14 protein-coding genes and 1 pseudogene are annotated in these 13,431 nt (G+C 43.3%); 11 read left to right on the top strand and 4 right to left on the bottom strand.

Annotation, left to right across the window (positions count from 1 at the left end):
• On the top strand, positions 1–598 hold a 598-nt coding region (locus tag ACQXR1_RS19315; protein WP_198887164.1), incomplete at its 5' end, for a glycoside hydrolase family 19 protein.
• A 109-nt stretch (positions 599–707) separates the two neighbouring features.
• Here ACQXR1_RS19315 and ACQXR1_RS19310 read toward each other — a convergent pair.
• Both ACQXR1_RS19310 and ACQXR1_RS19305 read right to left on the bottom strand, forming a co-directional pair.
• Positions 708–1,496, bottom strand: coding sequence for a hypothetical protein (locus ACQXR1_RS19310; protein ID WP_168781880.1), 789 nt, complete (start codon positions 1,494–1,496; stop codon positions 708–710).
• A gap of 610 nt (positions 1,497–2,106) precedes the next feature.
• Entirely contained in the window at positions 2,107–2,307 is a 201-nt protein-coding gene (locus ACQXR1_RS19305) for a hypothetical protein (protein WP_168781881.1), read from the bottom strand.
• Between the two features lie 446 nt (positions 2,308–2,753).
• On the opposite strand from ACQXR1_RS19305, the gene purT reads away from it, so the two are divergent.
• The 10 genes and pseudogenes from purT to ACQXR1_RS19255 all read left to right on the top strand — a co-directional run bounded on the left by purT (position 2,754) and on the right by ACQXR1_RS19255 (position 10,096).
• Positions 2,754–3,923 carry a phosphoribosylglycinamide formyltransferase 2 gene (purT, locus tag ACQXR1_RS19300; protein WP_430772706.1) on the top strand — a complete coding sequence of 390 codons (1,170 nt, stop codon included), beginning with the start codon at positions 2,754–2,756 and terminating at the stop codon, positions 3,921–3,923.
• 144 nt (positions 3,924–4,067) lie between these two features.
• On the top strand, positions 4,068–5,009 hold the full coding sequence (gene mpr, locus ACQXR1_RS19295; RefSeq protein WP_069839755.1) for an extracellular metalloprotease Mpr: 942 nt from the start codon (positions 4,068–4,070) through the stop codon (positions 5,007–5,009).
• Positions 4,972–5,370, top strand: coding sequence for a YbfJ family protein (locus ACQXR1_RS19290; protein WP_069148878.1), 399 nt, complete (start codon positions 4,972–4,974; stop codon positions 5,368–5,370). Before mpr ends, ACQXR1_RS19290 begins: the two co-directional genes overlap by 38 nt.
• Positions 5,371–5,541: 171 nt before the next feature.
• Entirely contained in the window at positions 5,542–6,426 is an 885-nt protein-coding gene (locus tag ACQXR1_RS19285) for an alpha/beta fold hydrolase (RefSeq protein WP_289861038.1), read from the top strand.
• 198 nt (positions 6,427–6,624) lie between these two features.
• Positions 6,625–7,158 carry a CDP-diacylglycerol--serine O-phosphatidyltransferase gene (gene pssA, locus ACQXR1_RS19280; RefSeq protein WP_040084308.1) on the top strand — a complete coding sequence of 178 codons (534 nt, stop codon included), beginning with the start codon at positions 6,625–6,627 and terminating at the stop codon, positions 7,156–7,158.
• Positions 7,149–7,637, top strand: coding sequence for a DedA family protein (locus tag ACQXR1_RS19275; protein ID WP_014662613.1), 489 nt, complete (start codon positions 7,149–7,151; stop codon positions 7,635–7,637). The genes pssA and ACQXR1_RS19275 overlap by 10 nt, the downstream gene beginning before the upstream one ends.
• Positions 7,630–8,421 carry a phosphatidylserine decarboxylase gene (locus ACQXR1_RS19270; RefSeq protein ID WP_172640161.1) on the top strand — a complete coding sequence of 264 codons (792 nt, stop codon included), beginning with the start codon at positions 7,630–7,632 and terminating at the stop codon, positions 8,419–8,421. The genes ACQXR1_RS19275 and ACQXR1_RS19270 overlap by 8 nt, the downstream gene beginning before the upstream one ends.
• A gap of 54 nt (positions 8,422–8,475) precedes the next feature.
• A complete protein-coding gene (locus tag ACQXR1_RS19265; protein ID WP_430772700.1) occupies positions 8,476–8,754 on the top strand; it encodes a hypothetical protein in 279 nt (92 codons plus the stop codon).
• Positions 8,755–8,841: 87 nt separating this feature from the next.
• Positions 8,842–8,913 (top strand): annotated as a pseudogene (locus tag ACQXR1_RS19260) (hypothetical protein); the annotation flags it as partial.
• 214 nt (positions 8,914–9,127) lie between these two features.
• Positions 9,128–10,096 (top strand): rhodanese-related sulfurtransferase, encoded by a 969-nt coding sequence (locus tag ACQXR1_RS19255; RefSeq protein WP_306289217.1) that lies wholly within the window; start codon positions 9,128–9,130, stop codon positions 10,094–10,096.
• 34 nt (positions 10,097–10,130) lie between these two features.
• On the opposite strand, the gene gltP is transcribed toward ACQXR1_RS19255, so the two are convergent.
• Positions 10,131–11,375 carry a glutamate-aspartate/proton symporter GltP gene (gltP, locus tag ACQXR1_RS19250; protein WP_430772699.1) on the bottom strand — a complete coding sequence of 415 codons (1,245 nt, stop codon included), beginning with the start codon at positions 11,373–11,375 and terminating at the stop codon, positions 10,131–10,133.
• A 144-nt stretch (positions 11,376–11,519) separates the two neighbouring features.
• A complete protein-coding gene (ptsG, locus tag ACQXR1_RS19245) occupies positions 11,520–13,415 on the bottom strand; it encodes a glucose-specific PTS transporter subunit IIBC (protein WP_430772698.1) in 1,896 nt (631 codons plus the stop codon).
• Positions 13,416–13,431 lie beyond the last annotated feature (16 nt).

The raw sequence follows: 13,431 nt of genomic DNA, 5'->3' as shown, positions 1-13,431 counted from the left end.
TGATAATGGTAGTAACGATGATACAAAAGATGACAACTCGACTCCAGATAAAGGAGATGGTGGTTCATCTGTAACTTATGTAACCGAGAGTCAGTTAAATCAAATTGGATGGTCAAGCTCTTATATTTCAAAAGCTATGTTGCAAGATTTGAATAATTGTTTAGAAAGATACAACATTACAACTAGATCTAGACTTTGTCATTTTATTAGTCAATGTAGTCATGAATCCGGAGCTGGACGATGGAGAAAAGAATTAGCATCTGGGAGAGCATACGAGGGACGTGCAGATCTAGGCAATACTCAACCAGGTGATGGTCCAAAATTTAAAGGAGCAGGTTATATTCAATTAACAGGTCGTTATAACTATACACGTTTTTCCAACGCAATTGGTGATTCTAAAATTATAAGTCTAGGTGTTGATTATGTAGCTAATAATTATCCATGGACTAGTGCGGGATTTTGGTGGCATTCAAACAATATGAATGCACTATGTGACACTAATCCATCAGTTGAGGCAGTAACAAGAAGGGTTAATGGCGGTTATAATGGATTAGAAGATCGTAGAATGTATTATAATAGATGTATTAAAGTATTCTAATTGATTGTGAAAATAGTATTTATTAGAGGGGCGGTTCAATGTATTGATGAACTGCCCCTTCTATTGAGAAATGTTTGGTATTTTCGATTCAATAATTAGCGATCAGTGATTAATGAATAACCATTATATCAATAAGTTGCTTAATTTTCTTATCGTCGCCTGTATCAATGTACACTTTTTTTGTGTTTTTCTTAATATTCTCAGTTTCTTTCTTCATTACACCTTTATCTAAATTATCAGCGGAATCCCAGCGTAAAGGAACATTGTATACATTGATAGTGCCATTCCCATTGCCGCTGTAAGTTACAGATCCATCCACTAACCGAGAACCTGACAACTGAATCACATCTTCTGGATAGCTGGCACTGGAGCCATCATTAGGATTGATCGGTTCGCCGGCTGAAATATGGCGAACATTCAATTCGTCTATTTCTTGATTTGGCCCAAGCTGCAGCCAAACTCGGGCATATTCGATTTTATCGGATGAATATTCCCCCAGTACATTGTCATTTTCGCTTTTCTCCTCATTTCTTCTTTCTATTGAAGAGGTTTCTTTTGATTGATCATCCGTTGAAGAACCCTTTGAAGAATTTTCCTCTGAATCTTTTGTTGCAGAATCTTTTGAGGAATTTTTCTCTGAATCTTTTGATGCAGATTCTTTTGAAGAATTTTCTTCTGAATCCTTTGTTACAGATTCTTTTGAATTTGTCTCCGTTTCTTCCTTGCCTATTTGATTGCTATCTTTAGTCTCATCGTTATTTTCTTCAGAATGGAAAGCAGAATCGTTATCTGAAGGATTTGTTGATTCTTCTTTCTTATTGCTTGAACATGCAGCAAGCAATAAGGCGAGCAGTAGCAGGGCAACATTACAATAAAATATTTTTCTAAGTTTTTTCATTATTTTATTCCTCTCCTTCAATCAACAACATACCAGACAGGGAAAATATGTCAAGGTTCTATAAACCTTAAAGAGTGTACTTTGAAGTTCAATTCTAGGACTATTGTTAATACAAAGACTTCGATTAATCTTTCCATGATCCACCCAAAGAGTAACAGTAAATCGCCGAGTTTGTTGGCTTTACTAGCCTCTGTCTGGTATATTCTTTATCGTTTTGCTAGAATTCCCTATAAGTATGGTAACATGGTGAATTCAGGAAAGGAGCAAAAACTAAAAAAACATAAAAAAACAGTTCTTTTTTACTGCTTCTTTTTCATTATTTTACTCATGAGTAGGAGAAGCTGCTGAAGTCAGCGTCGCTTTAATTTTCGCCATCTGCCTGTACCATTATTAAAAAAATTGAAAAGTGCAGTTCGCCAGCCATTTCTTGTGTAGAAAGCCCCTCTGTTCACAGCTAATGATGTTTTTTTTCGAGTTTTGCCAGACTGAGTGCTTAATTCATCAATGTTTCGGTTGGGGATGCGGGCTTGATTGAGACCGCTTTGTTCCATTTTGTTTCATGTTTAGTAAGGTTGTGTACTGATTATAGTCCAGCTATCAATATTCAGATTTAAACAGTTGGGGCTGGATGTTTTCTATCTAACTGTTTGTGATTGCGCGGATCGAAAGCAGTGTATTCAGATAAACGGCGGAGCAGCAGGATGCGGCGAGTTGGATAGGTGTTCGGATCTCCCTTATGACGGTTTTGATATAGGGTTGGAAAGGAAGCAAAAACCTGCTCCAGCTTGATAATGCGATTTCGGATGTCCATTGCTATAACTCTCCTCGAAATCACAGTTTAATGGGTTAATTCATTTCGTTAAGCATTGATAATGATTTTTAATGAGTAGTAGAAAAAAGATAGCTTATTGCATAGATGGGGCGAAATGAATAATTTGGAGGTGAAGAAGCGGAAAGGAACTGGTGACGTTGTGGACTTTTTGCAGGAATGGATATGTCAGGGGGAATGCTAGAACCCTGAGAATAAGAATGATGTGCTGGAGAATTAAATGGTTTTGATAGAAGAAGATATCATTTAACATTTGATAGTGTGTTTTCGCAGATATGTATAATTTTGATGCATTTTTTGCATGACCCTGAATGCCAAACGTGAATTTTTGAAACAAATAGCAGATCAGCTGGAAAACGAGCATCTTCTGTGCTGAAAGTAAGATCTTCTTATTTTTCGAATATTTCAGTTATAATGGTTTGGAACAGATAGGAGGGGCAAAGATGTATCAATCAAAGAAGGTTTTATTGTTAGGTTCAGGTGAGTTAGGTAAAGAGGTAGTGATTGAAGCCCAGCGTCTTGGGGTACAGACGGTGGCAGTTGACAGTTACGAGCATGCTCCGGCGATGCAGGTGGCGCATAACAGCTATGTCGTTGATATGCTTGACCCCGAGCAGATCAGAGCCATCATTGAGAAAGAAAAGCCGGATTTGATTGTGCCTGAGGTTGAGGCGATTGCGACGGATGAATTGCTGAAGCTTGAAGAAGAAGGATTTCACATTATCCCGAATGCCCGTGCGGCCAAGCTAACGATGGATCGAGAAGGCATCAGACGGCTTGCGGCGGAAACGCTTGGACTTGCGACAGCTGGCTATGAATTTGCGAATACATATGATGAATTTATACAAGCGGCAGCTCAGATCGGTTTTCCTTGTGTCGTTAAACCATTGATGAGTTCTTCTGGAAAAGGCCAAAGTGTGTGCCGCTCTGAAGCGGATTTAGAGAGCTGCTGGGAGACGGCGATGGAAGGCGGACGGGTGAAAAACGGCCGCGTGATCGTTGAGGAGTTTATCCCTTTCGAATCAGAAATCACACTCTTAACCGTACGTGCGGTTAACGGTACGGCATTTTGTGAGCCGATCGGTCATGTGCAAAAGGACGGGGATTATATCGAATCGTGGCAGCCGCATGATATGACAGAGCAGCAAATAGAAGAAGCGAAGCATATTGCAAAAGCGATCACGGATGAGCTTGGCGGATACGGCCTGTTTGGTGTTGAGCTATTCCTTGCGAAAGATAAGGTATATTTCAGTGAGGTATCTCCCCGTCCGCATGATACAGGCCTTGTCACGCTGGTGACGCAAAATTTGTCAGAATTCGCGCTGCATGTCCGGGCGATTCTCGGCTTTCCGATTACAGAAATCACACAGCTTTCTCCTGGCGCCAGCAGGCCCCTCAAAGCACCGGAAGAATTAGCGGATTACACTGTTGAAGGACTGGAAAACGCACTGGCAGTCCCACAGACACAAGTGCGCGTCTTTGGAAAGCCAATAACGAAAGCCGGACGGCGTATGGCAGTTGCGCTTTCTGCTGCTGATACAGTCGAAACGGCGAGAGAGAACGCTAAGAAAGCATTGGATCAGCTAACGATAAAATAGAGTTTGAGCAGGCTTTGTCATCGCACAAGGCCTGTTTTTTTTCTTTCTCTATAAAAGTTTTATCATAAGAATCCGAAACCTGATTATAATGTAAAAGTCTTCCATCGATGCGGGTGGTTGACACTAAAGGAGGGAGATGACAAAATGAAATTAGTTCCAAGATTCAGAAAACAATGGTTCGCTTACTTAACGGTTTTGTGTCTGGCTTTGGCGGCATCGGTATCTTTCGGTGTACCGGCAAAAGCAGCAGAGAATCCGCAAACTTCTGTATCGAATACCGGTAAAGAAGCTGATGCCACGAAAAACCAAACGTCAAAAGCAGAACAGGTTTCCGCACCTTATGAGGGAACTGGGAAAACAAGTAAATCATTATACGGCGGCCAAACGCAACTGGAAAAAAACATTCAAACCTTACAGCCTTCGAGCATTATCGGAACTGATGAACGCACCAGAATCTCCAGCACGACTTCTTTTCCATATAGAGCAACCGTTCAGCTATCAATCAAGTATCCCAACACTTCAAGCACTTATGGATGTACCGGATTTTTAGTCAATCCAAATACAGTCGTTACGGCTGGGCATTGTGTGTACAGCCAGGATCATGGATGGGCTTCGACGATAACCGCCGCGCCGGGACGCAATGATTCGTCATATCCATACGGAACTTATTCAGGCACGATGTTTTATTCAGTCAAAGGATGGACGGAAAGCAAAGACACCAATTATGATTACGGAGCTATTAAATTAAACGGTTCTCCTGGAAACACGGTTGGCTGGTACGGCTATCGGACTACAAACAGCAGCAGTCCCGTGGGCCTTTCCTCGTCAGTGACAGGATTCCCGTGTGACAAAACCTTTGGTACGATGTGGTCTGATACAAAGCCGATTCGATCTGCTGAAACGTATAAGCTGACCTATACAACCGATACGTACGGCTGCCAAAGCGGATCGCCTGTATATCGAAACTACAGTGATACAGGGCAGACAGCTATTGCCATTCACACGAACGGGGGATCGTCATATAACTTGGGAACAAGGGTGACGAACGATGTATTCAACAATATTCAATATTGGGCAAATCAATAAATACAGCAAACTAGCCATATTCATATCTATTTTGTTTTTATGCGGATGCAGTTCGCAGACGCATTCTTCTCAAAAAGAAATGACGATTCCTGTCACTCTTCATGTGGAGGATGCTAAGGGGCTTCCGGTCGAAGGGGTTCAAGTGACAATTGTCAAAGCGCCTGCGTCAGATGAGGAGCCGAGTACAGAGATCGGCGAGATACTCGGTAAAACAGACAAAAACGGAGACATCAAATGGGATACCGGTAAAAAAGGCGATTATTCAGTCGCGTTGACGAAGGGTGAAACATCAGTAACCCATCAAATTTCATTAACAGAGGATAAAAAAGATCACACCATTCCATTGGTCTTCAAAGAATAGCAGTTTCCCTGATTTTAAGGGAAACTGCCTTTTTTATTGATCACAGGAAGCCAAACTATATACTGGAAATTTATAATATGAGATAATAAGAAATAGGTATTTTTTCTTACGAGACAAAAGGGGCGCTATCCTTTCATTTATATCAATCAAACCCGGAGGAAAAAGAAGAAGATGACACAAGATTCGATGCAGCTTGCCGCGGTAGAAAGCGGTCTTCGCTTTTACAAGGCGTATAATCAAAGCCTTTCTTTGTGGCCGATTGAGTCGGAAGCATTCTATGTTTCTACTCGTTTTGGAAAAACACATATCATTGCAAGTGGGCCAAAGGGCGCACCTTCGCTCATTTTGCTTCACGGAGGCCTTTTTAGCTCTGCGATGTGGTATCCGAATATCGCGGCGTGGAGCAGTCAATTTCGTACATATGCGGTCGATATAATAGGAGACAAAAATAAAAGTATACCATCAGCAGCGATGGAAACAAGAGCTGATTTTGCAGAATGGATGAAAGATGTCTTTGATTCTCTTGGACTTGAGACAGCACACCTGGCCGGTCTTTCGCTTGGCGGCTCCCATATCGTAAATTTCTTGCTTCAAGCGCCTGAAAGAGTAGAGCGGGCGGTTGTTATGAGTCCCGCTGAAGCGTTTATTTCATTTCATCCGGATGTCTATAAATACGCTGCGGCGCTTACAGGGGCAAGAGGAGCCGAAGCATATATCAAGTGGATCACAGATAACAGATATGATCTGCATCCTTTACTGCAAAGCCAAATTATGGAGGGTGCGGCGTGGCAGGATGAACAAAGGAGCCTGAAGCCGACAGAAAATGGCTTTCCGTACGTGTTCACAGACCAGGAATTGAAATCAATACAAGTCCCGGTACTGCTGATGTTCGGTGAGCACGAGGTTATGTACCATCAGCAAATGGCTTATGAGCGGGCGTCGGTGCTGGTGCCGGGAATTCAGGCTGAAATCGTAAAGGACGCCGGACACCTGTTATCTCTGGAGCAGCCAGAGTACGTCAATCAACGCGTTTTGTCCTTTTTGGGCGGAGAATAAATGAGTAAAAGGCATGAAAAGATTGGCATTCATTTTTCAAATGGTAACAAATGTTGTATAATAATAGAATTTGAATGCTGCTTTTTTGGGGGCTTTTTATGTTATCATGCTTATTGAAGAAATTTTTTCCTGAAACGCTATTCGATTACTATCGTCGAATAATATAGATGGTTTTACAATTGGAGGTTTGGTTACACTGTGAATTACATCCCCTGTATGATTACGATAGGAAATTTCATTTGCGGATTGCTGGCGATTCATTCCTTGCTCTATCACAACATTCATTCAGCAGTGCTATTCATTTTTACCGGCATGTTCCTTGATTTCTTTGACGGTATGGCTGCACGTAAGCTGAATGCCGTTTCTGATATGGGAAAAGAATTGGATTCGTTTGCCGACTTGGTTACGTTTGGGGTGGCTCCCTCTATGCTTGCTTATAGTGTCGCGTTGTATACCCTGCCATTTATAGGGATCTTATGCGCATTGACGTACAGCATTTGCGGAATGCTTCGTCTCTCTAAATTTAACATTGAACAAAGCAAACTCCCGACATTTATTGGTATGCCGATTCCATTTGCGGGCATGTGCCTTGTTATTCTAAGCTTCACCTATAACCCGATCCTTCTGGCAATCGGCGCTTGCGGACTTTCATATTTAATGGTGAGTAAAATAAAATTCCCTCATTTTAAAAAACATGCGGCAGAAAACCTGGAGTCCGGGAGATGGAATTAGTTCAGCAGCTCATAGCGGATTACGGTTATCTCGCTATTTTTTTGATGCTCGTATTAGGGATTGTAGGATTGCCGATTCCAGATGAAGTGATGATGACCGTTGTTGGCTATTTCACGCATACCGATGTATTGAATTATGAGCTTTCGATATTGATCAGTTTTGTCGGGGCTTTGTTAGGTATGCTGATCAGCTACATGATTGGCAGAAAAGCCGGACGCCCGTTTATCGATAAGTACGGCAAGTGGGTCGGCTTAAAAGAAAAAAGAATGATGAAAGTGGAAAAATGGATGAAGAAATACGGTCCATATTCTCTTATTTTAGGTTATTTTATTCCCGGCGTCCGACATGTGACATGCTACTTTTCGGGGATCGGCAAAATGGATTTGAAAACGTATATTGCGTTTGCGGCAATCGGCGCCTTTTTGTGGTGCTTTGTTTTTATTACAATCGGAAGGGTAATAGGGATTATTCATGTTTAATACGGCTGTAAAGATTCTGTATCGATCATTGATAGAGCTGACGAATCATCGTCTGTCATCCTATCTGATTAAAGGATTTTGCGAGTCGAAAATCAGCAAACCGGTCATTCCGCTGTTCTCAAAACATTTTCGGCTGAATTGGGATGATGTGGACGGGACGGCTGCTGATTACGGATCGCTGTCCGAATTGTTCATTCGACAAATTAATCTGGAGCGGCGCCCTGTTTCAAAAGAGGCGCATGCGGTGGTCAGCCCTGTTGACGGTGTGGTTCAGACGGTAGGAATCATCAACCCGAATCAAACCTTTACGGTAAAGGGAAAAGATTACTCATTCGCTGAGCTGACAGGCTGTAAAAGCGCGGACCATCAATACAATGGCGGATATTTCGTTGTGCTGTATCTAAGCCCGCGTCATTATCACCGTTTCCATTCTCCGATCAGCTGCAAGTATCAAAAGCTGGCCGAGCTCGGAAATCGCTCATACCCGGTAAATCAATTAGGCTTAAAATACGGAAAAGATGTGCTGTCGAAAAATTATCGGTTTGTGTATGAACTGAATGGCGGCAGCCGAAATGTCCTGATGATTCCTGTCGGCGCGATGAATATTAATTCTATCGTGCAGACAAATACCCGTGCTGAATTGGAGATCGGCGAGGAGCTGGGATACTTTTCATTTGGATCAACCGTCATTTTGATTTTTGAAAAAGACGCGTTCCAGCCGTCCGCCAATTTAACAGAAGGCCAAGAAGTTCAAGTCGGAGAACTGATAGGTTACGAAGAGTAAAAAGAGGAGCTTGCATAGACGCAGCGCCTCTTTTTTTGAAGAAAGGTGAGACCCATGGAGAAACAAATCATCAGCTGGATTACAGATTATCAGAACACCGGAGATGAAGCTGTCCTGAGGCTAGTGCGGGAATCGTGCTGGCCGATCATTGAAGCGGTTTTGCAAGAGACGGCAATAGATGAAGAGCAAGCGAACAATTTGCGCGAAAAAGGAATCGAGCGGTTTCCCTTTATCATCAGCAAATACCAAGCGGATGTGCAGCTTCCGGTTGAGACATTTTTACGAAATACATATCGGTTTTACTTTCATCAGGTGATGAGAGAATCCAGCTAAAGCTTCTTTCAACAGAGAAGCTTTTTTTGTTGGCGGAAAAAGGAAACTTTTTCAATATCTATCTCGTAACGACTAGAGAACCTAATAGCAGTGATATCCTTTGGCGTTCAATTATCTGGACCGGGGCAGGTGTGGATGGATCATGTTGTTTTTGAAGAGGAATGATAATAATAGTTTTCAGATAACTACATTTATCAGTAAGTTAATGGAAAATATTATCCGTCATTCAGAAACCCTTGTGCCGCGCAGGTTTGTAAGAGCTTGGATATTTTTATCAGTCTGGACGGATCTGTTCATCTTTGCGGCATTTTCCTGTATGATATAGTAAGAGTGTGCATAGCAACTAACTATAATTGAACAGGGTGTTTAAAACATGGAAAAACAATACAGAGTATTACTTTACTATAAATATGTTCCGATTGAAGATCCAGAGGCGTTTAGAGAGCAGCATCTGGCTTTTTGTAAGGAGCTTGGTTTGTTAGGCCGTATCCTTGTTTCTTCTGAAGGAATTAACGGTACGGTATCAGGAACGGTTGAACAGACTGAAAAATATATGGAAACAATGAAAGCTGATCCTCGTTTTGCGGACATGGTATTTAAAATTGATGAAGTAGAAGGCCATGCCTTCAAAAAAATCTTCGTGCGCCATAAAAAAGAGCTTGTCACGCTTCGTCTTGAAGATGATGTCGATCCGAACGAAACAACAGGTCAGCATTTGAAGCCTGCAGAATTTTATGAGAAGATGCAGGATCCAAACACAATTGTAATCGACGCGCGTAATGATTACGAGTATGACCTTGGCCATTTCAGAGGTGCAGTCCGTCCTGACATCGAAGCCTTCCGCGAATTACCGGAATGGATCGAAGAACACAAAGAGATGCTTGAAGGCAAAAAGATTTTAACGTACTGTACAGGCGGCGTACGCTGTGAAAAGTTTTCAGGATGGCTGGTGAAGCAAGGCTTTGAAGATGTAGCCCAGCTTGACGGCGGCATCGTGACATACGGAAAAGATCCTGAGGTGCAAGGCAAGCTTTGGGACGGCCAGTGCTACGTATTTGATGAAAGAATCAGCGTGCCTGTCAACCGTGTCGAGCATGTGATTGTCGGAAAAGACTACTTTACAGGAGAACCGTGTGAGCGTTATGTGAACTGCGCAAATCCATCTTGCAATAAAAAAATGATATGCACACCGGAAAATGAGTATAAATATATGCGCAGCTGCAGCCACGAGTGCCGCACGAATCCAAGAAACCTGTATGTGAAAGAGCATAATATGACAGAAGAAGAAGTAAATGCAAGACTGGCAGCGATTGAAACAGAAGAACATGCTTCTGTTGAATAATGGAAAGAACACCTCGGAATGAGGTGTTCTTTTTTTATAAGCTTTCGGTTTGGCTGTTTGCGGAAACCCATTCTTTTTGGCGGAAGGCTTTTTCCCATTTTGACACCACGATGCAGGCGATCGCATGTCCCGGAACGTTCACGCCTGTTCGCGCCATGTCCATGACGCGGTCAACACCCGCGATAATGGCAACGCCTTCAGCCGGCAGTCCTACAGCATTGGCAGTCGCCAGCAGCACAACAAGCGAGCCAGAGGGAACAGCTGCAATGCCTTTACTAGTCATCACAAGCACAAGCATCATGAGGAGCTGCTGGGACAATGTCATGTCTACATGAAAGGCCTGCGCCAGAAAGATACAAGAAATCGATAAATATAAGCTCGAGCCGTCACAGTTCAATGACAAGCCGGAGGGAATGACGAATGATACCACTCGTTTGGGACAGCCGTATTTCTCCATTCTATCCATCAGCTGAGGGAGAATGGTTTCAGTGCTGGTGGTGGAAAATGCAATTAAAAACAGATCCCATATCATTTTCAATACTTCGAAATACTTAATCTGAAAGATGAGACCGACAAGCGGAAAGAGGACAAAGAGGATTAGGAACAGGCCAAAGAATACTGTGCCAACCAGCTTAAACATAGGAAAGAGGAGTTCAATGCCATATTGGCCTACAGAAGCTGCCATCAGGGCTAACACGCCGATAGGAGCAGTCACCATGACGATTTGCGTGAGCTTGAACATAATTTGAGCGGCGGATTCAAAGAAATTCATCACGGGTTCAGAGGCTTTGCCAATACCGGCAGCGGCGACACCGAATAAAATCGCAAAGAAAATCACGGCAAGCAAATCATTTCTGGCCATCACATCAATAATGTTTGTAGGGATAATATCGAGGATCATTTGTTTAAAATCAACAACTTTTTCAGTGTAGCCTGATAGTTCATTGATATCTTTTTTCGCCAAATGGGAGAGATTAAGCCCGACACCTGGTTTTAAGACATTTGCTAATAAAAGTCCGAGCGCCAATACAAGCGTGGTAATCACTTCGAACCAAATGATTGTCTTGATACCGAGGCTGCCCATTTTTTTCATGCTTCCGCTTCCTGCGGCTCCGATGACAATGGTAGAAAACACAATCGGCACAACAATCATTTTAATCAAGCGGATAAATCCATCCCCGACAGGCCTCAGTGCCATCCCGAAATCAGGAAAAAAGTGGCCGATCACCGCTCCGACAGCCAAAGCGATTAAAATTTGAAACGCGATTAATTTTTTCAAATGAATCCCCCTTTAGAATGATAGAATGAAGGCATATTCATATCATTCGTGATTCTAATGCAAACCCCTTTTTTCAAGTTATTTTATTTTGGTAACGCTTTCATTATGTTGGCGAAAAAGTCCCCCGCATCAGGGGGGACTTTTTTACTTCATTTGAATGTGCTTCATATTATCTTCAGAGATATTTGTAAAAATAACCGGTGTTACGGCTGAAGCGGCATGCTGCTTGATGTAATCAAGATCAAATGTGAGAAGCAGTTCACCTTGTTTGACGGCTTGTCCGCTCGTGACATGTGCTTCAAAGCCTTCCCCATTCAATTTGACGGTATCAATGCCGACATGAATCAGGATTTCGGTGCCTCCGGCGCTCATAAAGCCGATGGCGTGTTTTGTTGGAAAGATCGAGACGATCTCGCCGTCCGCAGGTGCGACGACTTTTCCTTCTGTTGGATTAATCGCGAACCCCTCGCCCATCATTCTTTCTGAAAAGACTTGATCAGGCACGTCCCCCAGAGAGACTGTTTCTCCTTTGAGCGGATAAATAAAGGCCTCGCCGGAAACAGGATTTTGCTGCTTGTCTGTTTCCGTGTCCAGCGCGGCGGCGGTGTCAGGGACGCCTCCGGCCATGATCGTTTTGATGTCGTCTTTTAAGGCATCGGATTTTGTTCCGAATATCGCCTGAAAGTTGTTGTTGATTTCGAGCACACCTACTGCGCCAAGCCGTTTTAATTCATCTTTGCTGACTTTGCTTGGCTGATGAACGGTCACGCGAAGCCTTGTGATACACGCATCCAGATTAGCGATATTTTGCTGTCCGCCCAAGGCCTGCAGCACGTGAAAGGCAAGCTGGTCTTTTGCGACTGGAGCTTTCTCCTCATTCTGACCGTCTTCATCTGTGTCACGGCCGGGCGTTTTCAAATTCCATTTCAGAATCGCAAATCGGAACAAATAATAATAAATGAAAGCAAACACGATCCCGACAGGAATGACAACCCAGCCGTTTGTTGACAGTCCGTAGTTCAAGACGTAGTCAATTCCGCCGCCTGAGAACGTATAGCCGTGGCGGACATGGAATAAATCACAAACGACAAAGATGACGCCGGCAAGAATAGAGTTAATCAAATAGAGCACAGGCGCAACGAACAAGAAAGAAAACTCAACCGGCTCAGTAATTCCGGTCAGCATAGATGTGAGTGCCGCAGAAATCATCACACCAGAGATCATTTTTTTCTTTTCCGGACGCGCGGTATGGATAATGGCAAGAGCAACTGCCGGCAGACAGAAAATCATGTAAGGGAAATCCCCCATCATAAAGCGCCCTGCTGTCGGGTCTCCCGCGAAAAACCTTGTCAGGTCGCCGGTTACGGTGTTGCCTGTTGATGGGTCTGTGTATTCTCCCATCATAAAATAGAAAGGCGTATAAAAAATATGATGCAGGCCAAAAGGAATCAGCAAACGATAGATCGTTGCATAAAAGAACAGGCCGACTGTTGAATCGGCAATTAAACTGCTGGCTGCGTTAATTCCGTTTTGGATCAGCGGCCAAACGAATGAGAAAAAGACGCCGATCACCAATGAACTGATGGAAGTAATAATCGGGACAAAGCGTTTTCCAGAGAAAAATCCAAGGACCGGATGCAGCTCGATTGATGAAAACCGCTTATATAAATAGGCGGCGAGAAGCCCGATGATGATTCCTCCGAAAACCCCCATATCAATCAGGTGCTCGGCTCCTTCATACGGAGGCTGAAGGCCGAGTAATTTTCCCATATTGTCGAGGGTGACGGTTAAAATTAAGTATCCGATGACAGCGGCAAGTCCGGCTACACCTTCTCCGCCGGCTAATCCGATCGCGACCCCCACGGCGAAAATCAGCGGGAGATTATCGAATACAACGCCGCCCGCATCCTTTATAATAGGAATGTTCAGTAAATCCTTGTCTCCGAAACGGAGCAAAAGACCTGCTGCCGGCAGGACGGCAACCGGAGTCATCAACGCGCGGCCAAGCTGCTGCAGAATTTGAAATGCCTTTTTAAACATGACAGTCTCCTTTTAT

It is taken from the genome of Bacillus sp. ATD (assembly GCF_050585765.1).
Lineage (GTDB): Bacteria > Bacillota > Bacilli > Bacillales > Bacillaceae > Bacillus > Bacillus stercoris.
The sequence above is the reverse complement of the archived record's forward strand: the minus strand, read 5'-3'. Positions and strand labels throughout refer to the sequence as shown.